Source organism: Mesorhizobium sp. M0410 (genome assembly GCF_040321435.1).
Classification (GTDB): Bacteria; Pseudomonadota; Alphaproteobacteria; order Rhizobiales; family Rhizobiaceae; genus Mesorhizobium.
In genome coordinates this window covers 143,938-170,270 of sequence record NZ_JAMYRN010000012.1, presented here as the reverse complement: position 1 = coordinate 170,270, position 26,333 = coordinate 143,938, and the positions used below count along the sequence as shown (strand labels likewise).

At 63.3% G+C, this 26,333-nt stretch carries 22 protein-coding genes and 1 pseudogene; 13 read left to right on the top strand and 10 right to left on the bottom strand.

The features are described 5' to 3' along the window. Positions 1-9 precede the first annotated feature (9 nt). The 8 genes and pseudogenes from NKI63_RS19515 to NKI63_RS19480 form a co-directional block, all read right to left on the bottom strand. Complete coding sequence (locus NKI63_RS19515) at positions 10-1,077, bottom strand: ABC transporter ATP-binding protein (protein WP_352751956.1); 1,068 nt, start codon at positions 1,075-1,077, stop codon at positions 10-12. Next, entirely contained in the window at positions 1,077-1,865 is a 789-nt protein-coding gene (locus tag NKI63_RS19510) for an ABC transporter permease (protein WP_352452724.1), read from the bottom strand. Before NKI63_RS19510 ends, NKI63_RS19515 begins: the two co-directional genes overlap by 1 nt. Beyond that, entirely contained in the window at positions 1,865-2,734 is an 870-nt protein-coding gene (locus NKI63_RS19505) for an ABC transporter permease (protein WP_352822939.1), read from the bottom strand. The genes NKI63_RS19510 and NKI63_RS19505 overlap by 1 nt, the downstream gene beginning before the upstream one ends. A gap of 60 nt (positions 2,735-2,794) precedes the next feature. Further along, positions 2,795-3,856, bottom strand: a complete 1,062-nt coding sequence (locus tag NKI63_RS19500) for an ABC transporter substrate-binding protein (RefSeq protein ID WP_352692027.1) — start codon at positions 3,854-3,856, stop codon at positions 2,795-2,797. 39 nt (positions 3,857-3,895) lie between these two features. Next, complete coding sequence (locus NKI63_RS19495; RefSeq protein ID WP_352822935.1) at positions 3,896-4,882, bottom strand: PfkB family carbohydrate kinase; 987 nt, start codon at positions 4,880-4,882, stop codon at positions 3,896-3,898. Beyond that, positions 4,879-5,934 carry an ADP-ribosylglycohydrolase family protein gene (locus NKI63_RS19490; protein ID WP_352822932.1) on the bottom strand — a complete coding sequence of 352 codons (1,056 nt, stop codon included), beginning with the start codon at positions 5,932-5,934 and terminating at the stop codon, positions 4,879-4,881. Before NKI63_RS19490 ends, NKI63_RS19495 begins: the two co-directional genes overlap by 4 nt. Positions 5,935-5,937: 3 nt before the next feature. Then, positions 5,938-6,663 (bottom strand): GntR family transcriptional regulator, encoded by a 726-nt coding sequence (locus NKI63_RS19485; RefSeq protein WP_352702513.1) that lies wholly within the window; start codon positions 6,661-6,663, stop codon positions 5,938-5,940. A 139-nt stretch (positions 6,664-6,802) separates the two neighbouring features. Beyond that, positions 6,803-7,042 (bottom strand): annotated as a pseudogene (locus NKI63_RS19480) (ABC transporter permease); the annotation flags it as partial. Between the two features lie 113 nt (positions 7,043-7,155). Here NKI63_RS19480 and NKI63_RS19475 point away from each other — a divergent pair. The 10 genes from NKI63_RS19475 to NKI63_RS19430 all read left to right on the top strand — a co-directional run bounded on the left by NKI63_RS19475 (position 7,156) and on the right by NKI63_RS19430 (position 20,600). Further along, positions 7,156-7,755 carry an ANTAR domain-containing response regulator gene (locus NKI63_RS19475; RefSeq protein WP_023676288.1) on the top strand — a complete coding sequence of 200 codons (600 nt, stop codon included), beginning with the start codon at positions 7,156-7,158 and terminating at the stop codon, positions 7,753-7,755. A gap of 2 nt (positions 7,756-7,757) precedes the next feature. Beyond that, positions 7,758-8,996, top strand: coding sequence for a CmpA/NrtA family ABC transporter substrate-binding protein (locus tag NKI63_RS19470; RefSeq protein ID WP_352822929.1), 1,239 nt, complete (start codon positions 7,758-7,760; stop codon positions 8,994-8,996). Between the two features lie 359 nt (positions 8,997-9,355). Continuing rightward, complete coding sequence (locus tag NKI63_RS19465) at positions 9,356-10,672, top strand: CmpA/NrtA family ABC transporter substrate-binding protein (protein ID WP_352822926.1); 1,317 nt, start codon at positions 9,356-9,358, stop codon at positions 10,670-10,672. 84 nt (positions 10,673-10,756) lie between these two features. Continuing rightward, on the top strand, positions 10,757-11,653 hold the full coding sequence (ntrB, locus tag NKI63_RS19460; RefSeq protein ID WP_352649802.1) for a nitrate ABC transporter permease: 897 nt from the start codon (positions 10,757-10,759) through the stop codon (positions 11,651-11,653). Between the two features lie 11 nt (positions 11,654-11,664). Beyond that, the gene (locus NKI63_RS19455; protein WP_352822924.1) at positions 11,665-12,462 is read left to right on the top strand and encodes an ABC transporter ATP-binding protein; all 798 of its coding nucleotides are present in this window, start codon (positions 11,665-11,667) and stop codon (positions 12,460-12,462) included. Positions 12,463-13,008: 546 nt separating this feature from the next. Next, a complete protein-coding gene (locus tag NKI63_RS19450) occupies positions 13,009-14,310 on the top strand; it encodes an MFS transporter (RefSeq protein ID WP_352822922.1) in 1,302 nt (433 codons plus the stop codon). A gap of 19 nt (positions 14,311-14,329) precedes the next feature. After that, the gene (gene nirB, locus NKI63_RS19445; RefSeq protein ID WP_352822919.1) at positions 14,330-16,780 is read left to right on the top strand and encodes a nitrite reductase large subunit NirB; all 2,451 of its coding nucleotides are present in this window, start codon (positions 14,330-14,332) and stop codon (positions 16,778-16,780) included. Positions 16,781-16,846: 66 nt separating this feature from the next. Further along, positions 16,847-17,176, top strand: coding sequence for a nitrite reductase small subunit NirD (nirD, locus tag NKI63_RS19440; protein ID WP_352687031.1), 330 nt, complete (start codon positions 16,847-16,849; stop codon positions 17,174-17,176). Positions 17,177-17,179: 3 nt separating this feature from the next. Beyond that, positions 17,180-20,011, top strand: a complete 2,832-nt coding sequence (locus NKI63_RS19435) for a nitrate reductase (protein ID WP_352822916.1) — start codon at positions 17,180-17,182, stop codon at positions 20,009-20,011. Between the two features lie 103 nt (positions 20,012-20,114). Continuing rightward, positions 20,115-20,600, top strand: a complete 486-nt coding sequence (locus NKI63_RS19430) for a hypothetical protein (protein WP_352506987.1) — start codon at positions 20,115-20,117, stop codon at positions 20,598-20,600. 27 nt (positions 20,601-20,627) lie between these two features. On the opposite strand, the gene NKI63_RS19425 is transcribed toward NKI63_RS19430, so the two are convergent. Further along, positions 20,628-21,659: a hydroxyacid dehydrogenase gene (locus tag NKI63_RS19425; protein WP_352506986.1), complete on the bottom strand. Its 1,032-nt coding sequence runs from the start codon at positions 21,657-21,659 to the stop codon at positions 20,628-20,630. Positions 21,660-21,836: 177 nt separating this feature from the next. On the opposite strand from NKI63_RS19425, the gene NKI63_RS19420 reads away from it, so the two are divergent. Both NKI63_RS19420 and NKI63_RS19415 read left to right on the top strand, forming a co-directional pair. Then, positions 21,837-23,273, top strand: a complete 1,437-nt coding sequence (locus NKI63_RS19420) for an aldehyde dehydrogenase family protein (RefSeq protein WP_352507006.1) — start codon at positions 21,837-21,839, stop codon at positions 23,271-23,273. Positions 23,274-23,311: 38 nt separating this feature from the next. Beyond that, positions 23,312-23,893, top strand: a complete 582-nt coding sequence (locus NKI63_RS19415) for a DUF1349 domain-containing protein (protein WP_352506985.1) — start codon at positions 23,312-23,314, stop codon at positions 23,891-23,893. A gap of 40 nt (positions 23,894-23,933) precedes the next feature. Here NKI63_RS19415 and NKI63_RS19410 read toward each other — a convergent pair whose 3' ends face one another. Continuing rightward, positions 23,934-24,686: an SDR family NAD(P)-dependent oxidoreductase gene (locus NKI63_RS19410; protein ID WP_352506984.1), complete on the bottom strand. Its 753-nt coding sequence runs from the start codon at positions 24,684-24,686 to the stop codon at positions 23,934-23,936. A gap of 329 nt (positions 24,687-25,015) precedes the next feature. On the opposite strand from NKI63_RS19410, the gene NKI63_RS19405 reads away from it, so the two are divergent. Further along, positions 25,016-26,287 carry an O-antigen ligase family protein gene (locus NKI63_RS19405; protein ID WP_352822912.1) on the top strand — a complete coding sequence of 424 codons (1,272 nt, stop codon included), beginning with the start codon at positions 25,016-25,018 and terminating at the stop codon, positions 26,285-26,287. The last annotated feature ends 46 nt before the right edge of the window (positions 26,288-26,333 follow it).

Here is a 26,333-nt window from a genome sequence, read left to right as displayed (position 1 = left end):
CCCGCTAGACTAACTCGCTGCCATCAGGACGGTACTCTCCGGCGACCACCGCAGCACCACTTCCTGGCCCTCCGCCAGCTTGTCAGCACCGGTGTTCTGCACGATGACTTTCAGTATCTGTCCGCCACGTTCGACGAAGTAGGTGCTGCTATTGCCGGCAAAGATGCGTTTCGACACTTCCCCCCGCAGCACGTTCGCATTGGCCGTATCCGGAGCCGCAGCATCGGTGAAGATGCGGATCCGTTCGGGCCGTACGGCGCAACTGGCCTTTGCACCAGGGGCAAGGTTGGCGCCAGATCCAGCGAAAATCGCCGTGCCGTCCGGCAGCCGGATGCCGTTGCCTGTGCTCTCGCCACGAAAAATGTTGGCATCGCCGAGGAAGGTGGCGGCGAACTCGCTCTTCGGCCGATTGTAGATCTCCTCGGGCGGGCCTTCCTGCACCAGCTTGCCGTCTCGCAGAATGCCGACGCGGTCGCTCATCGTCAGCGCTTCTTCCTGGTCGTGGGTGACGAAGATTGTGGTAATGCCGATCTCGCGTTGGATGCGCTTGAGCTCGAGCTGCATTCCGACGCGCAGCGCTTTGTCGAGAGCGCCGAGCGGCTCGTCGAGCAGAAGTACACGCGGCTTGGTGATGATGGCGCGAGCGAGCGCCACCCGTTGGCGCTGGCCGCCGGAGAGCTGGTGTGGCCGGCGACCACCGAGCTTGCCGAGTTGCACGAGGTCGAGCGCCCCCTGCACCTCGGCAGCAATCACTGCCTTGAGCTCGCCGCGCACGGACAAGCCGAAGGCGACATTGTCGGCGACGCTCATATTGGGAAACAGCGCGTAGTTCTGGAACACCATGCCGATGCGCCGTTTTTCGACCGGCACCCGCTCGACGCTCTCGCCTCCGATCGCAATGCGGCCAGAGTCGGGAAAGTCGAAGCCGGCGATCTGGCGCAGCAGCGTGGTCTTGCCGCTGCCGGAGGGACCGAGCAGGGCGTAGAAGCCGCCGTCGGCAAAATCGATGGAGACATCGTCCAGCGCCTTGTGCGCGCCAAAACTGCGCGACACATTCGATACCTGCACGCCCGCCATTATTTCTCTCCGCCGAATTTGAAGAAACGCGCCGTGAGCAGCATCAATGCCATCGACACGACAATGATGATCGTCGAGACCGCATTGATCTCAGGTGTGAATCCCTTACGGATCGCGGCGTAGATTTCGACCGGCAGCGTCGTTTGGCCGGGCGTCGACAGAAAGTAGGATACGACGAACTGGTCGAAGGACACGGCGAAAGCGAACAGCCCTCCGGCAATGACACCCGGCATGATCCAGGGCAGCGTGACGCGGTTCGTCACCTGCCATTGATTGGCGCCGAGCGAGCGCGCCGCCTCTTCCAACTCGGGCGCGAAGGTCTGCAGCCGGGCCGATACGACGACGATGACATAGGGCAGTGCAAGCGCGACGTGGCCGAGCAGGATGGCGAACAGACCGCGCCCGATGCCGACGCCGAAGAAGAAGATCAGCATCGCCGTGCCGGTAATCAGCCACGGAATGGCGATTGGCGGAAACAGCAGCGCCTGCAGGAATTTTTTGCCGCGAAATTCATAGCGGTAGAGCGCCAGTGACGCCGCGGAGCCAAGCACCACGCAAATGATGGTGGTGATGACCGCGATCTCGAGGCTGTTCCAGGTGGCTGAGATGAGCTGGTCGTTCTGCCACAGCGAGGCATACCATTCCGTCGTCCATTCGAACGGCAGCTGATAGAAGGGCGAAACGTTGAAAGACATCAGCGCCATGATGATGATGGGCACATAGAGGAAGGCGAGCAATAGCCAGATGTAGAGGCGGCCGAGCCATTCGAGGACCCGTGTCGTCGCCATCACATAGCCCTCCTCAGCACCGGCGAGGCAACCGCCAGGATGACCAGCACGACGGCCAGCAGGATAAAGGAGAGCGCAGCACCCAGCGGCCAATTGAACACGGCGACGAACTGGTCCTCGATGACAGTGCCGTAAAAGGTGCCGGTACGGCCGCCAAGTATGCGCGGCTCCATGAACGAGCCAACGACCGGGACGAAGATGAGGGCCGCGCCAGCCACCAGCCCCGGCATCGACAGCGGAATGATGACCCGCTTCAGCATCTGCAGCCGCGATGCGCCGAGCGAGCGCCCGGCCTCGATCAGCGAGTCGTCGATGGCCTGTAGGGTCAGGTAGCAGGTCAGCACCATGTAAGGAACGTAGGAGTGCACTAGCCCGATGATGACAGCCGGATAGGAATACATCAGGTCGATATTGATCTTGAACGGCAGCACGGCGTTGAGCGCGGTATCGAGAATGCCCCCTTCGCGCAGCACCATCGCCCAGGAGAAGATGCGCACAAGCCCATTTGACCAGAACGGCAGGATGACGAGCAGGAAAATCGCTTCGCGGCTACGGCCTTTCAGCACCTTGCCTAGCACATAAGCGGCGGGATAACCGACGATGATGCACCACAGCGTCACTTCGAGGCCGAGGCGCAGCGAGGCGAGCAGAAGCGTCAGATAGAGGCTCTGCGAGAAGAAGGCGGTATAGTTTTCGAGCGTGAACGCCCACGGCTTGCCCGACAACGGCAGCTCGGTCATGAGAGAGAAGAAGACCATGGCTGAGAGCGGCAAGAAGATCGCAACCGACAGCCAGAGATAGGCAGGCACCAGTAGCGGCAAGGCCGATCTCAGCCCGCTGCGCGACGCGGCTGCAACCTGTGCTGCCATGACATCCTCCCAGGGAAGGATCAGCCGACATATATGATCGGCTGATCCCGCTTTCTGCTGTTACTTCACGTTGACCTTGAGCTGCTGCCAGAGCGACAGATAGGCTTCGCGCTGGGCGTTTGTGATCGGCGCCTGGAACTGAATGCGCTTGGCAACTGCCGGGTCACCCATCACCTTGCGGTTGAACGCATCCTCGGGAAGTGCTTCCACGGCCTTGGTATTGGCAGATACCGGGGCTCCGACCTTGGTGACCCATTCGACATAGAACTTCGGGTCGACCATGTAGTTGATGAAGGCCTCGGCGCCGGCGACATTCTTGGAACCGACGGGAATGGAGAAGGCGTCGAGCCAGGCGACAGCGCCCTCCCGCGGGATCACGAGCGAGACTGGCAGCTTGAAATGGGTCTTGGCGCGGTCGGCCGAGCCGCTCCAATAGGTGCCGATATCGATCTGGTTAGAGGCAACCATCTGGTTCCAGTCGTTCTCCGAGCTCCAGAACGTCTTGATCTGCGGCATGAGCGAGGTGAGTTTCGCCTTGACCGCCTCCATGTCCTTGACATCGTTGATGTTCTGGCCGGTGGCAATGGCGCCGAACTGCACCGCCTCGACGGCATCGTCACGGATGGTGACGCGGCCCTTGTGGGCGGGATCCCACATTTCGGCGATGCTCGTTGGCGGCTTGTCGAAGGACTTGTCGTTGATGGCGAGCGCCGTCAGTCCCCAGACCCACGGTACCCCATAGACCTTGCCGTTATGGACAAGCATCGGCGAACTCGCCTTGTCTTTGCTGATGTCGGCATAGTTCGGCAGCTTGGATGTGTCGATCGGCTGGATCAGCTTTTCCGCCATTGCCTGGTCGTTGAAGGCGGCGTTGATCATAACGACGTCGTAGAGGCCGGGATTGGTCCTGAGCTTGGTCAGCATTTCCTGTTCGGAATTGAAGAAGTCGTTGACGACCTTGTTGCCGGTCGCCTTCTCGAAGGCCTCGATGGCCCACGGCTCGTCGGCGCCGTAGCCCTTCCAGTTGAGTACGTGCACCTCGTCGGCCTTGGCGGCAAATGCGAGTGCGGAGGTGAAGACGGCGGCCGCCGTCACTAGGGCAGTAAAGTCGGGCATGCGCATGTTCGTTCCTCTCTGTGTTTGCCCGATTCCCGGGCTTTGTCAGGCTGTCGGGCGTTTGACCTCTTGCTTCCGGCCATGGAGGCCCATCTGGGGACCGCCGGCATGGCTTAGGAATGTCTGGATCTCGTAGTCGGTCGGCGCTGATGAACCACCGTGGCGGGTGACCGAAATGGCCGCCGCCGCATTGGCGTAGCGCGCTGCCTCAAAAGGCTGTACGCCGCGCGCCAGCGCGCTGACGAAAGCGCCGATATGGGCGTCGCCTGCGCCATTGGTGTCGAGGGCGTCGACCTCGAAGCCGGGGATGGTCTGGACGGAACCGTCTGCCAGCCGCACATGACAGCCCTTGGCGGCGCTCCGGATGACGACGCCGTCGGCCTTCGGGCAATGGCCGGCAAGAAGCCGCGCTGCGAGTGCCTTTACATCGCCTTGACCGGCGATCTCGGCCGCTTCCCCCATGTTGCAGCTCAACCATGTGGTGCGAGCAAGCACCCGCGCCAAGGTCGAGCCCGGAATGTCCGCTATGACCGGTGTCGGATCGAAGACGAAAGGTATCCCAGCCGGCAGGGCCTCGATCCAGTCGGCGAGCGCATCGCGGCTGCCCGGATAGCTCAACGTATAACCTGACGTGAACACCCAGTCGTCTGCAGCGACCACCACGGGCGCCAGCATGTCGAGGCTGAGTACGCTTTCAGCGCCCGGCCAAGACACGAAGGTGCGTTCGGCATCGCTCGAGATCAAGGCGACGCAATGGCCGCTGTCCATCATGGGCGATGGCGGGGTCATAGTACTGATACCCTCGGCGTTGAAGGCGCTGCGCAGGAAGTCGCCATTGGGTCCGCTGCCGAGTTGGCCGCCGAACACCACCTTCATGCCGGTGCGGCTGGCCGCGACCATCATGTTGAAGCCGCCGCCGGCGACTCGTGCATAGCTCGACGCAGTCTTCTCCGTGCCCGGGGCCGGCAAGGCATCGATGCGGTAAACATAGTCGACCACCGCGCTGCCGACATGGACGAGACGCCCTCTCATGCCGCCGCATCCTTGCCGCCACTGCCCTTGTCCACACGGCCCTTGGACATCCGCGCCACAACAAGGTCGGCGGCGAGCGCGCTAACCCCCGTCATGTCGATGCCCTTGAGGTTTGCAATGCGGTTCTGAGGCAATCGGGAAAAGCCGGTGCAGGCACCGGCCATGCCGGCCGCGATGGCGCCGATCGTATCGGTGTCGCCACCGAGATTGGCACTGATGACTGCCGCCTGCCAAGGGTCACCACCGGCGACTTCCAGCACTGCGAATGCAGCCGGAACTGACTCCTGGCTGGCGACGCCGGTGCCGACCAGATCGATGATCAGCCGGATCGCGTCCTTCGTCGCCTTGCCGCGCACAAGCTCCTGCGCCCAAGTAATGCGCGCAGCAATGTCACCGCCGGTCGCCCAATGGCCGAGCGTCGCCCCTCGTCTCGCTGCCGTGATGGCGTTGTCGGAAGCGGCACGCCAGTCACCGCCAGCGACGCCGCGGCTGATGGCGGCAGCGACCGCTGCGGCCGAAGCGATTGCGATCGACGTGTTGTGCGTCGCCATGCAGGTTTCGGCCACTTTGGCGACCAGCGCGTCAAGCGGCTCCAGCGGCATCATGATACCTACTGGCGCGATGCGCATGGCCGCACCATTTGTGTCGCCACTGCGCCCGGCTTCCTCGGCTGGTATACCATTGTTGATGGCGTCGATGGCGCGTTTGGTTGATGGTCCCAGCAGATCGTAGCTGCCGCGCGCCTTGACATCGCGTTCCCAGTCGAGCAGCGCGTTGACCCACCGCGCATGGTCGAACCGGTTACCGGATTCGACCAAGATACGGCCAAGCAGAAGCGCCTGTTCGGTGTCGTCGGTGATCGTTCCGGCCGGGAGCCCCTTCGACGTCGGATGGTCGGCGAAAGGAGTAATGAAGCCTTCGACATGGCCGTAGAGTTCGGCAATCCGCGCCGGCGACAAAAGCTGCGTCGGCATGCCCAGCGCATCTCCCAGTGCCCCGCCGACAAGCGCTCCCATAGCCCGATCGGTCGTGTCCCGGGTGTCGTCGGGCATCTCTCAGAACCTCATATGCAGCGCAAAATGCGCCGGGTTGAGCAGGCTGGTCACATATTCGATCGGCCGGTCATCGGCCGCACGCGTCAACCGGCGACCGCGCAGGAACGGCGTGCCTTGCGGGCAGCCGAGGATTGCGGCATCGTCGGCGTTGAGCATTTCGATGCCCACCCATTCGTCGCCATGGTCGGGAATGAGGCCGGCGCCGCGCAGCGTCTGGTGCAGCGAGCCTTCGCGCAGGCCGCGCAACGGCACGTCCTCCAGTTCGGGCGACAATGGCAGTCGGCTGCGCTCGATGGAAATAGCGTGGCCGTCGCTGGCATTGGTGCGCACCCGGTCGACAGCGATGAAAAACGGGTTTTCTATACCAAGTAGCGCGGCAAGATCAGGATCCTCGATCACCTCAAGGCGCAGGGTGCGCGTCTCGGCATTGGCGCCGGCGTTGGCGAGCGCCCGCGACCAACCGATTGAGTCATCGACGGGGTTGCCATCGAAGGTGACGAAAGAGCCGATGCCGACCTTGGTGGTGATCAGTCCGCGGCTTGACAGTTCCTCGAGGCCCTTGCGAACGGTGTTACGGCTGACGGAGAAACGCTGGACGAGCTCGTTCTCGCTTTGCAACCGGTCGCCGAAGCCCAGAACACCGGAGCGGATTTCATGTTCGAGAACCGTGGCAATCTGTTCTGGCTTGCCCGTGCCGGGAGACAGTTGAACCGAACGCCGCTTCATTTGGATACCTGTTCAGTGAACCTGTATGATCATGTTCATTATCCTCACGCGGTGGTCTTGTCAACGACGACTGATATCTGGCCTGCAGCCGTGAAGGACGCTTTCAAATCCCATGACTATCTGACCGCACAGCGTTTCGGGTGAGGATCAGCGCCCCGATGATGGTGGAGCCGCCGCGGCCGCCGGAGATCGAGGTTCCGCCGCCGACGGCCGCGGGCACCGAAGGCAGCACCAGCGGTTCGGCGAGCGACAGCGACGGCGCCTTGATCAGGCCGATATAGAGCAGTGCGAGCCCGCTCGAGATGATGTAGGGCACGGTGATCGCCTGCCAGGCGCAGACGCCGGACAGGCGTGTTGCCCGTTCGTTGTCGCCGACCGCCGCCCGCGTCGCGCCGGCCGTCGCGTCCAGTGCATCAGGCGGCGCGTCGGCTTTGTTTCCGTGAATCTCGCTATACCGCATTGCACAATCGCCTCGCCTGCGCAAAATGCGGCATGATCCGCAAATCCCTCACTGTCCTGGTGATCGATGAAAACCACATCCGCGCTTCCATAATCGAAGCGGGATTGCGGGAGGCCGGGCATCAGCAGGTCACGGTCATCCACGACGTCGCCGGCATAGCGCGGCGGATCGCCGAGATCGAACCCGACGTCATCGTCATCGATCTCGAAAATCCCAACCGCGACATGCTCGAAAACATGTTCCAGCTTTCGCGCGTGGTGAAGCGGCCGATCGCCATGTTCGTCGACCGCTCGGACCAGGCGTCGATCGAGGCAGCGGTGGAAGCCGGGGTGTCGGCCTATGTCGTCGACGGCCTGCGCCAGGAGCGGGTCAAGCCGATCCTCGACATGGCGATCAGCCGCTTCAACGCCTTCTCGCGCATGGCGCGCGAACTGGAAGAGGCCCGCAGCGAGTTGGAGAGCCGCAAGGTGATCGATCGCGCCAAGGGCATCCTGATGAAGTCGCGCGGCCTGTCGGAGGACGCGGCCTACACGCTGCTGCGCAAGACAGCCATGAACCAGAACCGCAAGATCGCCGAAATCGCGCAGAGCCTGGTGACGGCGGCAGGGCTTCTGGATCCCGAGGAGAGTTGAGAATGGCGGCCGAGCACCGGATCAATGTTGGCTTCATGCCGCTCTTCGACAGCGCCATCCTTGTCGCGGCGAAGGAAATCGGCTTCGCCCTACGTGAAGGCATCGACCTGACGCTCAACCGGGAAACGTCCTGGGCCAACATCCGCGACCGCATCGCCATCGGCCATTTCGACCTGGCGCATATGCTGGGGCCGATGCCGATCGCCTGCAATCTGGGGCTGACGCCGCTCGCCTCCGACACCGTCGTGCCGTTCTCGCTCGGCCTCGGCGGCAATTGCGTGACGGTTTCGAACGCGGTCTGGGCCGGCATGGCCGCGCACGGCGCCCGGCCCGATCTCGATCCGGCGCGGGCCGGTAAGGCGTTGCGAGCGCTGATCCGTGATCGGGCGAATGGCGGCGGCGATCCGCTGCGCTTCGCCGTCGTCCATCCGCACTCCGGGCACAATTACGAACTGCGCTACTGGCTCGCCGCCTGCGGCATCGACCCGTCGCGTGAAATCGAAATCGTCATCGTGCCGCCGCCATTCATGGCCGACGCGCTCGCCGCCGGCAGGATCGACGGCTACTGCGTCGGCGAACCCTGGAACAGCGCCGCGGTCGTCGCCGGCACCGGCCATATCGCCACGGTCAAGGCGGCCATCTGGAAGACCAGCCCGGAGAAAGTCGTCGGCGTGCGCAAGGCATGGGCCGAAAGAGAGCCGGACGCGCTTTCGGCTCTGCTGCGCGCGCTGCATCATGCGGCGCGCTGGTGCCAGGACCCGGCAAACCGTGGCGAACTCGCGGCCCTGATGGCGCAGCCGGCCTTTCTCGGCCTGGCGCCGGCGCTGCAGATGCCGATCCTCAGCGGGCATCTGGCGCTCGGCGGCGGTGCCGAACTGAGCGTCGGCGACTTCTTTCTGCCCTTCAACAAGGCGGCGAACTTCCCGTGGAAGAGCCATGCGCTGTGGTTCTACACGCAGATGGTGCGCTGGGGGCATGTCGCGCACACGCCGGAAAACCTCGCTATTGCCCGCGACTGCTACCGCCCCGATCTCTACCGCTCGGCGTTGAAGCCGCTTGGCGTGGCGCTTCCCGGTGCCAATGCCAAGGTCGAGGGCGCGCTGAAGGCCGCGACTCCGGTCGGTTCGGCGGGGGCAAGCCTGGTGCTCGGTCCCGATGGTTTCTTCGACGGTCAGATCTTCGATCCCGACGAGATCGACGCCTACATTGCCGGCCAGAAATTGGCGCGCGCCGAAGTCTGATCATTTCGGCGCCATTCTTGTGCATTGCACAAAAAATGTGCGTGCAACTGCGCTAATGAACAATCTTTGGCTTGCTCGCCCGGCGGGCCGGGGCGCCGACGATTTTGGCATGCCGTTGATCTCATTGATGTTTATCATCCATTCCGAAACTGGCACGGTTCCTGCGTTGCAATAGGCAGACTCTTCTCGGGGTCACGGAATAGGCGTCCAATGGCGGGCGCTACAGGCAAAGCTGCCGCTCAGGTCAACACGCGATCCCGGATGGACGGACGCGCGAGGCCTGGCCGGCGGCTTTTTTGTTTTGGTCGAACACGCAATCGACGGCGCCGATCCCAAGCCGCGCCCAACCGGAGATGACGATGACGAAAAGCACCAATAGCCATTCCGCCCAAACGGCGATCAGCCGCCGCGATTTCCTGAGGATCAGCGCGGCCACCGCGGCAACGCTGGCCGCGGCGCGTGCGCTGCTGCCCTCCGGCGCCTATGCAGCTACCGCCGTACCGGAAGTCACGGGCGCCAAGCTCGGCTTCATCGCATTGACTGATGCAGCACCGTTGATGATCGCCAAGGAGAAAGGCCTGTTCGAGAAATTCGGCATGCCCGATGTCGAGGTGCTCAAGCAGGCTTCCTGGGGGGCGACGCGCGATAATCTGGTGCTCGGCGGCGAAGCCAACGGCATTGACGGGGCCCATATCCTGACGCCGATGCCTTATCTGATGCACACCGGCAAGGTGACGCAAAACAAGCAGCCGCTGCCGATGGCGATCGTGGCGCGCCTCAACTACGACTGCCAGGGCATTTCCGTTGCCCTGGAATATGCCGCCACCGGCGTCGCCCTCGACGCCTCCAGGCTGAAGGATGCCTTCGCCGCCAAGCAGGCCGCAGGCAAGGAGGTCAAGGCCGCCATGACCTTCCCGGGCGGCACGCACGACCTCTGGCTGCGCTACTGGCTGGCCGCCGGCGGCATCGATCCCGACAAGGACGTCTCGACCATCGTCGTGCCGCCGCCGCAGATGGTCGCCAACATGAAGGTCGGCAACATGGACGTGTTCTGTGTCGGCGAGCCGTGGAACGAGCAGCTCGTTCACCAGGGCGTCGGCTTCACCGCCGCCACCACTGGCGAGCTATGGAAGGGCCATCCGGAAAAGGCGCTCGGCCTGCGCGCCGCCTTCATCGACAAGTATCCGAACGCCACCAAGGCGATCCTGATGGCCGTCATGGAAGCCCAGCAATGGTGCGAAGCCAAGGAAAACAAGGACGAGATGGCCGCCATCATCGGCAAGCGGCAATGGATGAACGTGCCGACCGCCGACATCATCGGGCGCCTCAAGGGCGACATCAATTACGGCAATGGCCGCGTCGCCAACGGCACAGATCTCTACATGAAGTTCTGGCAGGTCGGCGTGTCCTATCCCTTCAAGAGCCACGACAGCTGGTTCCTCGCCGAAAACATCCGCTGGGGCAAGTTTGCGCCGACCACCGACATCAAGGCGCTGGTCGCCCAGGTCAATCGCGAGGATCTGTGGCGCGAAGCGGCCAAGGATCTTGGTGTCGCCGCGGCCGATATCCCGGCGTCTTCATCGCGCGGCGTCGAGACCTTCTTCGACGGCAAGGTGTTCGATCCGGAGAACCCGTCCGCCTATCTCGACAGCCTGAAGATCAAGGCATCGGCCTGAACGGTGCAAACGGCGCTCGCGCCGTTTGTCGCCACAAGCGCAACGGCGCCGCTTGTCGCCAAATGCCAAAGAAACGTTCGAGAAATGTCTATCCAAGCCATCAAGGACCGCAAGGTGAAGCCGTTCCCCGCGCCTGCCAAGCCTGCCGAAATCATCGCCTTCACCGCCAGGACGCGGCGTCGCTTCGATCCGGCCGCAATCGCAGGCAAGCTGGCCAGCACGCTGGTGCCGCCGGTCATCGTCGTCGCCATCATGCTCGTCGTCTGGCAGGTCGCCTGTTCGTCGCCGACGGCCAGCCTACCGCCGCCAAGCCAGGTCTGGAACGAGGCCTATGACCTTATCGCCCATCCGTTCTTCAACAATGGCCCGCAGGACATTGGGCTCGCCTGGCGGGTGCTGATCTCGCTGCAGCGCGTCGCCATCGGCTTTGGCCTTGCGGCGGTCGTCGGCGTCGCGCTCGGCGCTCTGGTCGGCCAGTCGATCTGGGCGATGCGCGGCCTTGATCCGGTGTTCCAGATCCTGCGCACGGTACCGCCGCTCGCCTGGCTGCCGCTTTCGCTGGCGGCGTTCCGCGATTCCAGCCCGTCGGCGATCTTCGTCATCTTCATCACCTCGATCTGGCCGGTGATCATCAACACCGCCGTCGGCGTCCGCAACATTCCGGAGGACTATCGCAACGTCTCCCGCATCCTCAGGCTCAACCAGCTCGAATTCTTCGTGAAAATCATGGTGCCGGCCGCGGCACCTTACATCTTCACCGGCTTGCGCATCGGCATCGGTCTGTCCTGGCTTGCCATCGTCGCCGCCGAAATGCTGACCGGCGGCGTCGGTATCGGCTTCTTCATCTGGGATGCCTGGAATTCGTCGCGGCTGCCCGACATCATCGTCGCACTCGCCTATATCGGCGTCACCGGCTTTTGCCTCGACCGCCTGGTCGCGTCGGTCGGCGTCTTCGTCACCCGCGGCACAACGGCAAAGTGAGGAGAGGGACGATGACGGCCTATCTGAAACTCGACCATATCGATAAATCCTTCATGCGCGGCGGCCAGGTCAGCGACGTCCTGAAGGACATAAGACTGACCATCGACAAGGGCGAATTCGTCTCGATCATCGGCCATTCCGGCTGCGGCAAGTCGACCTTGCTCAATCTAATCGCCGGGCTGACCAAGGTCTCGGCCGGCGCGGTTCTGTTGGAGGACAAGGAGGTCGACAGCCCCGGTCCCGAACGCGCCGTGGTGTTCCAGAACCACAGCCTGCTGCCATGGCTCACCGTCTACGAAAACATCAACCTCGCGGTATCCAAGGTCTTCGGCGGCAAAAAGAGCCGGGCCCAACGGCATGACTGGATCATGCGCAATCTCGATCTCGTGCAGATGGCGCATGCGAAAGACAAGCGCCCAGCGGAGATTTCGGGCGGCATGAAGCAGCGCGTCGGCATTGCGCGCGCGCTCGCCATGGAGCCGAAGATTCTTTTGCTCGACGAGCCGTTCGGGGCGCTCGACGCGCTGACCCGTGCGCATCTGCAGGACGCGGTGATGGATATCCATTCCAGACTCGGCTCGACGACGATCATGATCACTCACGATGTCGACGAGGCGGTGCTGTTGTCCGACCGCATCGTCATGATGACCAACGGGCCGGCGGCCACCATCGGCGAGGTTCTTCCCGTGCCGCTGGCCCGGCCGCGTCGGCGCATCGAGCTTTCCTCCGACCGCACCTTCCTGCGCTGCCGCGAGGCGGTGCTGAGATTCCTCCACGAACGCCGCCGCTTCGTCGAAGCCGCGGAGTGAGGCCCTAACGGGAAAACGCGTCATCATCATTGGAAATCTGCATCGGCAATAGGCAATCTACCGCATTGCACAAATATTATGCTGCTGTGCAAGGCATTTTGACTAATCTTTGATCCGCTGCCGAGTTTGGTCAAAAGTCGCGCGGCTGCGGTTCATATTGATTTCATTCGCTAATTAAGAGCGCTGTCGAATTGGCACGCTTCCTGCTTTCCAAAATGTAGGGCCCGCAAGGGCCAAGTGACACGGCGTCCAATGGCGGGCGCCACAGGCAAAGCTGCCGCTCAGGTCCACACGCTCCCGGAAACCCCGGACGCGAAGACCTGGCCGGCGGCTTTTTTGTTTTGACGCAATCGACGGCGCTGGTCCCAAGCGGCGCCCAACCGGAGACGACGATGATGAAACGGATCGGAACTGGCGCGTCCCTCGCGGACGTCACGCGCCGCGATTTTCTGGCCGTCAGCGCGCTGACCGCGATGCCGCGCCGCTGACAGTCGCGAACGAACAGACAAGGGCGGTGCCTCCCACGCCGCAAACCGGAGCCAGAAAATGACCGCAAATCTCCCAGCAGCGCCCAGCCAGGACAGTGCTCCCCGGCAGGCGCTTGTCATGTCCACCATCGCCTTCACCGTCTGCTTCGCGGTGTGGACGATCTTTTCAATCATCGGCGTGCGCATCAAGCAGGAGCTGGGCCTGAACGAGACGGAGTTCGGCCTGCTCGTCGGCACGCCGATCCTCACCGGCTCGCTCGTGCGTATGGTGCTCGGTGTCTGGACCGACCGTTTTGGCGGACGGCTGGTATACACCGCGACTATGCTTGCGGCGGCGGTCGCGACCTTTCTGCTCGCTTTTGCGCACACCTACGGGCAGATGCTGGCCGCTGCGCTGGGCGTTGGGCTCGCCGGCGGTTCCTTCGCCGTCGGTGTCGCCTATGTCTCGCGCTTCTTCCCGGCCGGCAAGCAGGGTACGGCGCTTGGCATTTTCGGTGTCGGCAATGTCGGTGCCGCGGTCACCAAGTTCCTGGCACCGTTCGTGCTTCTCTCCTGGGGCTGGCAGTCGGTCGCGCTGATCTGGGCGGCAGCACTTGTCGTCATGGCCGCCGTCTTCTGGTTCACGACCGGCGACGATCCGGTCATTCGCGAGCGCCGCGACGGCAAGGCTGCACCCGCGAGAAGCTTCTGGCAGGAATTCGCGCCGCTCAAGAACCTGCAGGTCTGGCGCTTCGCCTTCTATTATTTCTTCGCCTTTGGTGCATTCGTGGCGCTCTCACTGTGGCTGCCCCGTTACCTGATCGGCGTCTATGGCTTCGGGCTTGCGACCGCCGGCATGATCGGCGCGGCCTATTCAATTCCGGCAAGTATTTTCCGCGCCTATGGCGGCGTGCTTTCCGACCGGATCGGCGCCCGCACCGTGCTCTACTGGACCTTCGCTGTCAGTGCCGCCGCGACTCTCGTTCTGTCTCTCCCCTCGGCAGACTACGTCGTGCGCGGTGTCAGCGGGCCGATCGCCTTCCATTTCGAGGTCGGCCCGCTCGCCTTCATAGCCGTTGCCTGTGTGCTCGGCTTCTTCATGAGCCTTGGCAAGGCTGCCGTCTACAAGCACATCCCGGCTTACTATCCGCAGAGTGTCGGCGCGGTCGGCGGCGTTGTCGGCATGATTGGCGGGCTCGGCGGCTTTATCCTGCCAATCGTCTTCGGCGCGCTCAACGACCTCACCGGCGTCTGGTCGAGCTGCTTCATGCTGCTCTTCGTCATCGTCGCCACCTGCTTTGCCTGGATGCATTTTTCCATCCGGCGGATGGAGCGCACGGCGTCTCACGAAGCTTCAGGCCTTTCCTACGCGGCTGAGTGAGACCGGAGTGGATCAGGACATGACCGAGAAACTCGTTATCATCGGCAACGGCATGGCCCCCGGGCGCATGCTGGAGCACCTCATGGAAAAGGCGCCTGGGCGCTACCAGGTCACCATCTTCAACGCCGAGCCGCGCGTGAACTACGACCGCATCATGCTGTCGCCGGTTCTGTCGGGCGAAAAGGCCTATGAGGAGATCATCATCCATGGCGACGGCTGGTACATCAAGCACGGCATCACCCTCTACAAGGGCCACAAGATCGTCGCCATCGACCGGCAGGCAAAGACCGTCACCTCCGATCATGGCGTGACCGAGCCCTACGACAAGCTCGTCATCGCCACCGGCTCGGTGCCGTTTATCATTCCGGTGCCCGGCCATGACCTGCCGGGCGTGCTCACTTATCGCGATCTGGACGACGTCCAGGCGATGATGCTTGCCGCCCAGTCACGGGCCAAGGCCGTGGTCATCGGCGGTGGCCTGCTCGGGCTCGAGGCAGCCGCGGGCTTGAACGCGCAAGGTATGGACGTCACCGTGCTGCATGTCATGCCGACGCTGATGGAGCGTCAGCTCGATCCGGCCGCCGGCTATCTCCTGCAGCGCGCAGTCGAGCAGCGCGGCATCAAGGTCATCACCAAAGCCAACACCCAGGCGATTACCGGCAACGGCAAGGTCGAGCGGGTGGAGCTTGCCGACGGCACCATCATCCCGGCGACGCTTGTCGTCATGGCGGTGGGCATCAGGCCGAATGCGGCGCTGGCCAAGGAAGCCGGCATTGCCGTCAATCGCGGCATTGTCGTCGACGCAGGCATGCGCAGCAACGATCCCGACATCTATGCAATCGGCGAATGCGCCGAGGTCAACGGCCAGGTCTACGGGCTGGTCGCGCCGCTCTACGAGATGGCGCGCGTCGCTGCCAGCCAGCTGGCTGGTAACGAGGCGGCAGCTTTCGTCCATATGGACACGCCGACCAAGCTCAAGGTCACCGGCATCGACCTGTTCTCGCTCGGCGACTTCGCCGAGGGCGAGGATCGCCAGGAGATCGTGCTGCGCGATGCCGCAGCCGGCGTCTACAAGCGCCTGGTGCTCAAGGACGACCGCATCATCGGCACCGTGCTCTATGGCGAGACAGCGGACGGCGCCTGGTTCAACGACCTCAAGAAGAAGCAGACCGACATATCCGAGATGCGTGACACGCTCATCTTCGGCCAGTCCTACCAGGGAGGCGCCCCCCTGGACCCTATGGCGGCCGTTGCAGCCTTGCCGGATGATGCGGAAATCTGCGGTTGCAACGGCGTATGCAAGGGAAAGATCACCGGCGCGATCACGGCCAAGGGCCTGACCTCGCTCGACGACGTGCGCGCCCACACCAAGGCGTCCGCGTCCTGCGGCTCCTGCACCGGGTTGGTCGAAAAGCTGATGGTGCTGACCATCGGCGACAAATACAACCCCGCGGCGGTCCAGCCGATGTGCAGCTGCACCACGCTCGGCCATGATGAGGTCCGCCGGCTGATCAAGGCCAAGGGCCTGAAGACCATTCCCGCCGTTATGCAGGAGCTGGAGTGGAAAACCTCCTGCGGCTGCGCCAAATGCCGGCCGGCGCTCAACTATTACCTCGTCTGCGACTGGCCCGACGAATACGCCGACGATTACCAGTCGCGCTTCATCAACGAGCGCGTCCACGCCAACATCCAGAAGGACGGGACCTATTCGGTAGTGCCGCGCATGTGGGGCGGCGTCACCAACGCCGCCGAATTGCGCGCCATCGCCGATGTCGTCGACAAGTTCGACATTCCGATGGTCAAGGTCACCGGCGGCCAGCGCATTGACATGCTCGGCATCCGCAAGGAAGACCTGCCGGCAGTGTGGGCCGATCTCGGTCAGGCCGGGTTCGTCTCCGGCCAGGCCTATGCCAAGGGACTGCGCACGGTGAAGACCTGCGTCGGCTCGGACTGGTGCCGCTTCGGCACGCAGGATTCGACCGGCTTGGGCATCCGTATCGAAAAATTCATGTGGGGCTCTTGGACGCCGGCCAAGGTCAAGATGGCGGTGTCGGGCTGTCCCCGAAACTGTGCCGAGGCGACCTGCAAGGATGTCGGCGTGATCTGCGTCGACAGCGGCTATGAGATCCATTTCGCCGGCGCCGCCGGCCTCGACATCAAGGGCACCGAAGTGCTTGGCCTGGTCAAGACCGAGGACGAGGCGCTGGAGCATATCGTGGCGCTGACGCAGATGTATCGCGAGCAGGGCCGCTATCTCGAGCGCATCTACAAATGGGCCAAGCGCATCGGCATCGCCGAGATCAAGCGTCAGATCATGGACGATGGCGAGAAGCGCAGGGCCTATTTCGACCGCTTCGTCTTTTCGCAGAAATTCGCGCAGGTCGACCCGTGGTCGGAACGCGTTTCCGGCAAGGACAAGCATGAATTCCGGCCGATGGCTTCGGTCGGCTTTGCGCAGGCGGCGGAGTAGGCGCGTGTTCCCGAAAAGTGGAATGCGGTTTTCGGACAAGAACAACGCGCAAAGAGGAATGGCCATATGAATTGGGTATCGATCGGCTCCCTGTCTGACATTCCGCGTCGCGGTGCGCGCTGCGTGGCAACGCCCGAAGGCAAGATCGCCGTCTTTCGTACGGCCGACGATCAGGTCTTTGCCATCGATGACCATTGCCCGCACAAAAGTGGGCCGCTCAGCCAGGGCATCGTCCATGGCACGGCGGTGACCTGTCCCTTGCACAATTGGGTGATCTCGCTGGAGACAGGCAAGGCGCTTGGCGCCGACGAGGGCGCGGTGCGCACCATCGCGGTGCGGATCGACGGCGAGCGGCTGTTCATTGCGCTGGAAGCGCTGGCCAGCCGCGCGGCGTGAACCATGCAGATTGATGAAGCGCGCGAGGTGAGGACCACCTGCCCATATTGCGGGGTGGGCTGCGGCGTGCTGGCGAAGGTCGCCGCGGACGGTGAAATTACCGTTCGTGGCGACCCGGACCACCCGGCGAATTTCGGCCGGCTCTGCTCCAAAGGCTCGGCGCTGGCCGAGACCACCGATCTCGAAGGCAGGCTACTTCATCCGGAAATCCACGGTCGCCGCACCGACTGGGACGAAGCGCTCGACCTCGTCGCCTCGACCTTCTCGCAAACCATTGCCGAGCACGGCCCCAACGCGGTCGCCCTCTACGTCTCCGGCCAGTTGCTGACCGAGGACTATTACGTCGCTAACAAGCTGATGAAAGGTTTCATCGGCTCGGCCAATATCGACACCAATTCGCGCCTGTGCATGGCATCGTCCGTCGCCGGCCACCGCCGCGCCTTTGGCTCGGACACCGTTCCGGGAAATTACGAGGATCTGGAACTTGCCGACCTGATCGTGCTGGTCGGCTCCAATCTCGCCTGGTGCCATCCGGTGCTCTACCAGCGCATCGCCGCGGCCCGGGAAAAGCGGCCCGAGATGAAGGTGGTGCTGGTCGACCCACGCCGCACCATGACGTCAGACATCGCCGACATGCATCTGGCGATCGCGCCCGATGGCGACGTCGCTTTGTTCACCGGCCTGCTCGCCTATCTCGGCCAGCACAACGCGTTGGACCGCACCTATATCACGGCACACACGACCGGCTTCGGGCAAGCGCTTTTCGCCGCCTCGGCGCTCGACCTGGCCGGCATCGCCGCGGCCACCGGCCTTGGCGAGGACGAACTGGCCCGCTTCTACAGTCTGTTTGCCGCGACGGCGAAGACGGTGACCGTCTACAGCCAGGGCGTGAACCAGTCGTCTTCGGGCACCGACAAGGTCAACGCTATCATCAACTGTCATCTAGCCACCGGCCGCATCGGCAAGCCCGGCGCCGGGCCATTCTCGGTGACCGGCCAGCCCAACGCCATGGGCGGCCGTGAGGTCGGCGGCATGGCCAACATGCTGGCCGCCCACATGGAGATCGAAAATCCCGAGCACCGCAACCGCGTGCAGCGCTTCTGGAACGCGCCGGCCGTCGCCGAAAAACCCGGCCTGAAAGCGGTCGAGATGTTCGAGGCGGTGGCCGACGGACGCATCAAGGCGCTGTGGATCATGGCGACCAACCCAGTCGATTCGATGCCGGATGCCGATGCCGTCGAAGCGGCGATCAAGGCCTGCCCGTTTGTCGTGGTGTCGGACGTGCTGGGCGAGACCGACACGGTCCGCCACGCCCATGTCCGGGTGCCGGCGGCGGCATGGGGCGAGAAGGACGGCACCGTCACCAATTCGGAACGCCGCATCTCGCGCCAGCGCGCGTTTTTGGCCACGCCCGGCGAGGCAAGAGCCGACTGGTGGATCATCGCCGAAGTCGCCAAGCGGATGGGTTTTGGCGAGGCGTTTTCGCATGTGTCGCCGGCCGACATCTTCGCCGAGCACGCGGCGTTGTCGGCATTCGAGAATGATAGTGCTCGCGATTTCGACATCGGCGCTTATGCCGATGTGGATGCAGAGACCTATGAGGAGTTGGCGCCATTCCAGTGGCCAGCGCCGAGCCAAGGCACCCCCCTCTGGCCTGCCGGCCATCTCCCCCGCAAGGGGGGAGATCGGCTATCATCACGGCCTTCGCTAATCTCCAATGCCGCAAGGGGAGAGCCGGCGCCAAAGCTGCCAATCTCCCCCCTTGCGGGGGAGATGGCCGGCAGGCCAGAGGGGGGTGCGTGGCGCCAGCCGGAGGACAAAAGCACCCGCTTCTTCGCCAACGGCAGCTTCTACACGCCCGACCGGAAGGCGCGCTTCATTGCCATCCGCCCAGCCGCACAAACCCGCACCAGCCTGGACTACCCGTTGGTGCTCAACACCGGGCGCGTGCGCGACCATTGGCACACCATGACGCGGACCGGCAAGAGCCCGCGCTTGTCGCAGCACATGGCCGAACCGTTCGTCGAAATCCACCCGTCGGATGCGCAGCACTTCGGCATCGGCGATGCCGAGATCGTCCGCGTCTCGACTGCCCGTGGCGAGGTGCTGGTCCGCGCCCTGGTGACGGTGCGTCAACGCCAAGGCTCTGTATTCGTACCGATGCACTGGACCGATCAGTTCTCCGCCCGCGCGCGCGTCGATGCGTTGGTCGCGCCGACGACCGATGCGATTTCAGGCCAACCGGCCTCGAAGAATGTTGCTGCCCGCATCGAGCGGTTCGCCGCCACAGCCTTCGGCTTCGCCGTGCTCGCCGAACGGCCCGCATCGATCGACGCCGATTACTGGAGCCTCGCCCGCAGCCCCGCCGGCTGGCGGCTTGAAATTGCGCTGCAGGACAGCCGCGACTGGACCGGGTTGGCCGCCGCGCTGTTAGGCATGGAAGGCGAGACGCTCGCCTATCACGACATCGCCGGCGGGCACCATCGCTTCGCCCGTTTCGCAGGCAATCGGCTGGTCGGCGCGCTCTATCTTGCGCCTACGCCGGTGGCGGTGTCGCGCGGCTGGGCGGTCGAACAACTTGGTGCTGACCATGCCGATCGGCAGGCGCGGCTGGCGATTGTCGCCGGGCGGCCGGGCGGCAACAGCGTCGACCGCGGTGCCATCGTCTGCGCCTGTTTCGGGGTCGGTGCCAACCAGATCGCGGAAGCGGTACGCGGCGGCTGTACCAGCGTCGCGGCAATCGGCGCCGCCCTTCACGCCGGCACCAATTGCGGCTCTTGCCGCGCCGAGATCAAGACCATTATCGACGGGCGGCGTCTGCAAGCTGCGGAGTGATGCGCCGAGGAACTCTGCCGCGCCGCTGCATGATGCTTACTAGCAATTTACAAACCATGGGCTACCAACGTTCTGACTTCGATTCGCTCGGAACGGGAGCCTCATGAGCAAAGCCCTGACCTCATTCGCGCTTGCCGCCGTGCTGACGGCCTTGCTGATGGCGCTCAGCCTGACGGTGGCCAGGCATGGCTATCCCTATGGCGCGATCGGCGCCAAGCGCCTGAGCGACGTTGCCGATGCGGGGACGTTCATTCCGCTCGCGGCGGTCTATTTTTTCAGCGCACTCCTGATGATGGTTCTGCCGATCAGGCTCGCCGGCATCGTCCTGACACATGCCGCCGACGCGATCTTCTGGACGGTCATCGTGCTGTTTGCGATCATCGTTGGATGTCTCGCCGCGAGATTTGCTTTCGGTCAGCGCGATATGCTCCCGGCGCTGCTGAACTGGCGGTTCCTGTTTGTCGCGGCAGTCGTCGGATGCCATCTCTTCATCAACGAGCTGCGCCGCAACATCCTGTTGCGAAGCCTGTTCTTCGTCGTCTTCGCCGCAGCGACACTGGCTTGCCTGTTTTGGTCCTTCACCGTCTGAGCATGTGCGACCCGTCGGGCAGACGGCCTAATTCTTGTCGACCGGCTTCGAACGCATGCGCGAAACGGTCTCACGCTCGGCCCGCTTCGAACGCATCGGCGGCAGGCCGCGGTCGACCAGGTCCATGTCTTCCAGCACCATGTCGCCCATCCGCTTGAAAGCGATGTCGAGCGCACCGGCCCGGTGGGCGGAGCGCAGGAACCCCGGCAATGTGCGGACCGGGTGATCCTGGGCAAGCGGCTCCTCAGGAAAAACATCGCTGGCGGCGACGATATGGCCGCTGCGGACGGCGTCCATCAGTGCCGGGAAATCGACCACGCCGGCTCGGCTGAGCAGGATGAAAGCGGCTCCCTTGCGCATCCTGGCAAACGCCTCGGCGCCGAGGAAGCCCTGGTTTTCGCTAGTCACCGAAGCGACGACGAAGACGAAATCGCTGTTCGACAGAACGTCGTCGAGAGAGGCCGGCTCGACGCCGTTTTCGATCAGGATCGACGGCGGCAGCCACGGGTCGAAGACTTTTGTCCGCGTGCGAAAGCCCGACAGCAGCCGGTTGAGCGCACGGCCAAGATCGCCGAAGCCGATGATGCCGACGTCCGCGCCGGAAAGAAGCCGCGCCGTCCGGTTGCTGTCGCCGCCCCAACGCTCCTTGCTCTGTCGAAAGGCGAGGTCGGCGTCGACGATGTCACGGGCGAGGTTGAGCGCCATGGCAAGGCCGAGTTCGGCCACCGGTTCGGCAAACACCAGCCCGGTGGTGACGACATGGATGCCGCGCGAAAACAGCGTCTCGTAGGGCATGTTGTTGATGAGGTTGCTCTCGACATTGAAGATGCAGCGCAGCGCCTTCATTTTTTCCAGCGTCTCCGGCGCGATAGGTGGCTGGCCGACGATGTAGCGCGCCTCGCCAAGGATATCGGCCGGCAGCACCGCCACCGCTTCGGGCGATGTTTCGACGATGCGGTATTTCGATCGAAAGTTCGCCAGCGCAGCCGGCGTGAAGATCAGGTCGAGCGTGCGCGGTTCGGGTGCGCTGATCACCAGGGGCAAGGCGCTGTCGGACATGATACTTCACCTCCCGTGCGATCCGCGTCGCACCACACTAGAATCGTCTTTTCCCGCCCCCGACACCTATCACATGCCTGTCGAGAAGGAGAAGTTTGCCTTCTTCGGCCTTGCGGTGCGGCGGTCGGTGGTCCAGATAGACGGCGATCGAAGGACGACAAGGAAGACAGCGACATGATCCCGTTTCGAAAGAACCTCATCGATGGCGAGTGGGTAGGCGATGCCGGCTCCCGCAACATCAACCCGTCCAATCTCGACGACGTGGTCGGCGAATATGCATCGGGAGGCGCGGAGCACGCTCGGCAGGCCATCGCGGCGGCGAAAGCGGCTTTTCCGGCATGGTCTCGATCGGGCCTGCTGGCCCGCCATGCGGTGTTGAGGAAAACGTCGGACGAGATCACCGCGCGGAAAGATGAAATCGGCCGGGCGTTGGCGCGCGAGGAAGGCAAGACGCTGGTCGAGGGCATCGGCGAGACCGTGCGGGCCGCCCAGATATTCGATTTTTTCGCCGGCGAGGCGTTGCGCCTGTCGGGCGAGCTGGTGCCGAGCGTGCGGCCCGGCGTCGGCGTCGAGATCACCCGCGAAGCAGTCGGCGTCGTCGGCATCATCACGCCGTGGAATTTCCCGATCGCCATTCCGGCTTGGAAAATCGCTCCGGCGCTGGCCTACGGCAACACCGTCGTCTTCAAGCCGGCGGAACTCGTTCCGGAGAGCGCCTGGACTATTGTCGACATCCTGCACCGCGCCGGGCTGCCCAAGGGTGTGCTCAATCTGGTCATGGGCAAAGGTTCGGTGGTCGGCCAGGCCATGCTCGACAGTCCTGACCTCAACGCGATCACCTTCACCGGATCGGTCGGCACCGGCAAACGCGTCGCCGCCGCCAGTGTCGAGCACATGCGCAAGTTCCAGCTCGAAATGGGCGGCAAGAACCCGCTTGTAGTGCTCGACGATGCCGACCTTGCCGTCGCCGTCGACTGCGCTATCAACGGTGCCTACTTCTCGACCGGCCAGCGCTGCACGGCGTCGTCCCGGCTGGTGGTGACGGACGGCATCCACGACCGCTTCGTCGAGGCGCTCAAGGACCGCATGGCCAAGCTAGTCGTCGGCGACGCTCTCGACGCCAAGACCCAGATCGGGCCGGTTGTCGACCAGAGCCAGCTCAAACAGGACGAAGACTATATCGCCATCGGCCGTCAGGAAGGTGCGGACCTTGCCTTCGGTGGCGAGCGGCTCGATCGTGAAACCCGCGGCTTCTATTTGCAGCCGGCGCTGTTCACCGAAACCACCAACGCCATGCGCATCTCGCGCGAGGAGATTTTCGGACCGGTCGCCAACGTCATCCGCGTCAAGGATTATGACGAGGCGCTGGCGGTGGCCAACGACACGCCGTTCGGGCTGACGTCCGGTATCTGCACCTCGAGCCTCAAGCATGCCACGCACTTCAAGCGCAATTCGGAAGCCGGCATGGTCATGGTCAACCTGCCGACGGCCGGCGTCGACTTCCACGTGCCTTTCGGCGGACGCAAGGGATCGAGCTACGGCCCGCGCGAGCAGGGCCGCTATGCCGCAGAGTTCTACACCACGGTGAAGACCGCTTACACGTTTGCCGGCTAAGAAAAGGCGGCAGACCAGCCAGGCAGGCGAGCAAATCGATGACATCTGAGAATACGGCCCTGACCTGGCTCAATCCGCCGCCGCACCACGCCTTCGGCAACAATACGGTGCATGTACGGACCGGCAAGGAGACCGACTTCTGGCGCGAGACATTCTACGGCTTCTGGCGCGACAATGGCCATTTCCTCTATCGTGAGGTCGAGGGCGATTTCAGCGCCGAAGTCACGGTCAAGGGGCACTATGAGGTGCTTTACGATCAGGCCGGGCTTATGGTCCGCCTGAGCGAGACGCACTGGATAAAGGCCGGCATCGAATACACCGACGGGCTGACGTATTTTTCCGTCGTCGTCACCAACGATGCCTCCGACTGGTCGCTGGCCAGCATTCCAGCCGACCCCGACGGGGTCAGGATCCGCCTGACCCGCCATGCCGAGACGATCCGCGTCCAGTATCTGGACGCGTCCGACAAGCACTGGAAACCGGTGCGGCTTGCCTATTTCCCGCCGTCGAAAACGGTCGATGTCGGCATGATGTGCTGTTCGCCGCAGCGCGAGGGTTTCGAAGTGACATTCAGCGATTTTTCGATCGGCCCGCCGATCTCGCGGGAGCTTCACGACTGAGGCGCCGCGATGCCGTCGGGCGGTTTGCGTCGGGCCGGCCTCAGTAGGTCGCCCGGCCGCCGGAGACGTCGAAGACGGCAGCCGTCGTGAACGAGCATTCCTCGGAGGCGATCCAGCAAATCAGCGCCGCCACCTCCCCGACCTCGCCGAAGCGCGCCATCGGTATTTTGGACAGCATGAAGTCGATGTGCTGCTGGCTCATCTGCTGGAAGATCGCGGTGCGCACAGCCGCCGGCGTGACGCAGTTCACCGTCACCTTGGTCTTGGCCAGTTCCTTGCCGAGCGATTTGGTCATCCCGATCACCGCCGCCTTGGAGGTGCTGTAGGCCGAGGCGTTCGGGTTACCTTCCTTGCCGGCAATCGAGGCGATGTTGACGATCCTGCCGTAATTGCGTTCGAGCATATGCGGGACCAGCGCCTTGTTGCAGAAGAAGACGCCGTTGATATTGATGTCGATGACCCGGCGCCAATCCTCTACGGAATACTCCCAGGTCGTCATGTTAGGCCCGGTGATGGCAGCACTGGTGACAAGGATGTCGACCGCGCCCAGCGCTTCGATAGTCTCTCCTGCGGCGGCTTCGATCGCTATGGGGTCGGCGACGTCGAGGGTGACGCTGTGCAGGCCTGTAACAATGGCCTTGGCCTGTTCGATCTGAGCGGCATCGCGATCCCAGACCGAAACACGTCCGCCTTCGTCAGTGATCCTTTGCGCGACGGCCAAGCCGATGCCTGAGGCGCCGCCGGTGATAACAGCGGATCGTCCGGCAAATCGTCCCGCGAAACTCATCGGCATGTCGTCTTCCTCCCAATCGGCGGCGAATGTGAAGTCAACGGCGGACAAGTTCAAGCACGGACTCGCAGCCTCAGAACAGCTTGTGATGGGCCAGCACCGGGCAATTGGACGGCACTGCCTCCTGGCCAAATCGTCCCGTCCGGTATTGCGAGAACTGCAGGAACGACGCGCCCAGTTGGCATTCGGGTGACAGGCGGCGCCGGATGCGTTATATTGCACTGCACAATGCGAGCACCTGCAGGCGAGGCTCCCATCGATCCGATGAATCGGCCCATGAAATAGGGCCATGAATCGGCATTGAGCTGCAAGGACGGAAAACCGATACCGAGATGAAGATTCCAAAATCTCTGTTGATCGATCCGGACAAGAACACGGTCTATGGCAGCTTTGCCGTTGCCGTCTCGATCTGGGCGTTCTCCTACTCGACCATTTTCGGCCAGGCCATGATCCTGGCCTACTATGCAGTCTGGCTGCCGCTCATCCTGGTCGACTACCGCAAGATATTAGGGCACGCTTCCAGCGCCTGGCTTCCGCTGGCCTTTGCAACCTATGTCTGCTTCTCGGTGTTCTGGTCGGCAGCTCCCGGCACCACGGCAAGGACGGCCGTCCAATATTGTTCCCATATCGCCTGCGCCTACATTGCCGCACGCACCGTCAGCGTCCGGACCTTGACCATAGGCGCCCTGATCGGGATTTTCATCGTCCTGCTCTACTCGCTCAAGGTCGCGAGTTATTCCTACGACGTTCTCGATGGGACGTACAATTTCGTCGGCGCGTTCAGCTCCAAGAACCAGATCGGCTTTGTCGCATCGCTTGGCATTTATTTCTGCGTTGTCTACCTCGCCTTTCTCAGGCGGGGCCGGACAAGCTTTTTGTTGATCGTACCGATTGTCCTTCTATCAGGCTATCTACTGGTCGTGTCGCATTCGGCCACTTCGATGGCATCGACCCCGGCGGTTCTCGCTCTGGTCGCCCTGCTTTCCATCGGCAAGGTGCTTTCGCTCCGCCATCGCCGGGTGATTTTCATGATCGGTGCGGGCGGGCTGGTCGCCTGCACCGTGATTGCGCTGAATCTCGGGCTGATGGACTTTGTCCTTGGCCTTTTCGGCAAGGATTCGACGCTCACCGGACGAACCTACCTCTGGCAGCAGGGCTGGAATGCCGCGCAGCAATCGCCCATGCTCGGCGTCGGCTACGCCGCCTATTGGGTGCAGGGCTTCTCCGAGGCCGAGCGGCTGTGGAACGAATTCTACATCGCCGCGCGAAGCGGCTTCCACTTCCACAACACCTACATCGAGACCTTGGTGGAACTCGGCTTCGTCGGCGCGACACTGCTTTCGCTGATTATCCTGCGCACGCTCTGGGGTCACGTCTCGGCGCTGATATTCAGGACATGGCAAGCCGACTCCGTGATTCTTGCCGGCGTCATGGTGCTTCTGTTCATCCGATCCTTCGTCGAGGTCGAGACCCTCAATCCCTACATCATGGGATCGTTCCTGCTGTACTATAGCTACTTCAAGCTGGTGAGGGTGCCGGCCGTCGCTGCTTCCCGGTGGAACGCCGTGAATCATCTGGAGGAACCGGACGCCGTGCGAGGTTAGAGCGGGCGGATCCCAAACAGCAAAAACCCCGCAGACCGCTGCCCAC

Bases quoted from the DNA above. Each gene is read 5' to 3' on its own strand.
- NKI63_RS19515 (WP_352751956.1), bottom strand. From the start codon at position 1,077: ATGGCGGGCGTGCAGGTATCGAATGTGTCGCGCAGTTTTGGCGCGCAC.
- NKI63_RS19405 (WP_352822912.1), top strand. From the start codon at position 25,016: ATGAAGATTCCAAAATCTCTGTTGATCGATCCGGACAAGAACACGGTC.
- NKI63_RS19450 (WP_352822922.1), top strand. From the start codon at position 13,009: ATGACCGCAAATCTCCCAGCAGCGCCCAGCCAGGACAGTGCTCCCCGG.
- nirD (WP_352687031.1), top strand. From the start codon at position 16,847: ATGAATTGGGTATCGATCGGCTCCCTGTCTGACATTCCGCGTCGCGGT.
- NKI63_RS19490 (WP_352822932.1), bottom strand. From the start codon at position 5,934: ATGCCCGACGACACCCGGGACACGACCGATCGGGCTATGGGAGCGCTT.
- NKI63_RS19485 (WP_352702513.1), bottom strand. From the start codon at position 6,663: ATGAAGCGGCGTTCGGTTCAACTGTCTCCCGGCACGGGCAAGCCAGAA.
- NKI63_RS19510 (WP_352452724.1), bottom strand. From the start codon at position 1,865: ATGGCGACGACACGGGTCCTCGAATGGCTCGGCCGCCTCTACATCTGG.
- NKI63_RS19430 (WP_352506987.1), top strand. From the start codon at position 20,115: ATGAGCAAAGCCCTGACCTCATTCGCGCTTGCCGCCGTGCTGACGGCC.
- NKI63_RS19475 (WP_023676288.1), top strand. From the start codon at position 7,156: ATGATCCGCAAATCCCTCACTGTCCTGGTGATCGATGAAAACCACATC.
- NKI63_RS19455 (WP_352822924.1), top strand. From the start codon at position 11,665: ATGACGGCCTATCTGAAACTCGACCATATCGATAAATCCTTCATGCGC.
- NKI63_RS19435 (WP_352822916.1), top strand. From the start codon at position 17,180: ATGCAGATTGATGAAGCGCGCGAGGTGAGGACCACCTGCCCATATTGC.
- NKI63_RS19410 (WP_352506984.1), bottom strand. From the start codon at position 24,686: ATGCCGATGAGTTTCGCGGGACGATTTGCCGGACGATCCGCTGTTATC.
- nirB (WP_352822919.1), top strand. From the start codon at position 14,330: ATGACCGAGAAACTCGTTATCATCGGCAACGGCATGGCCCCCGGGCGC.
- NKI63_RS19415 (WP_352506985.1), top strand. From the start codon at position 23,312: ATGACATCTGAGAATACGGCCCTGACCTGGCTCAATCCGCCGCCGCAC.
- NKI63_RS19470 (WP_352822929.1), top strand. From the start codon at position 7,758: ATGGCGGCCGAGCACCGGATCAATGTTGGCTTCATGCCGCTCTTCGAC.
- NKI63_RS19425 (WP_352506986.1), bottom strand. From the start codon at position 21,659: ATGTCCGACAGCGCCTTGCCCCTGGTGATCAGCGCACCCGAACCGCGC.
- ntrB (WP_352649802.1), top strand. From the start codon at position 10,757: ATGTCTATCCAAGCCATCAAGGACCGCAAGGTGAAGCCGTTCCCCGCG.
- NKI63_RS19465 (WP_352822926.1), top strand. From the start codon at position 9,356: ATGACGAAAAGCACCAATAGCCATTCCGCCCAAACGGCGATCAGCCGC.
- NKI63_RS19505 (WP_352822939.1), bottom strand. From the start codon at position 2,734: ATGGCAGCACAGGTTGCAGCCGCGTCGCGCAGCGGGCTGAGATCGGCC.
- NKI63_RS19495 (WP_352822935.1), bottom strand. From the start codon at position 4,882: ATGAGAGGGCGTCTCGTCCATGTCGGCAGCGCGGTGGTCGACTATGTT.
- NKI63_RS19500 (WP_352692027.1), bottom strand. From the start codon at position 3,856: ATGCGCATGCCCGACTTTACTGCCCTAGTGACGGCGGCCGCCGTCTTC.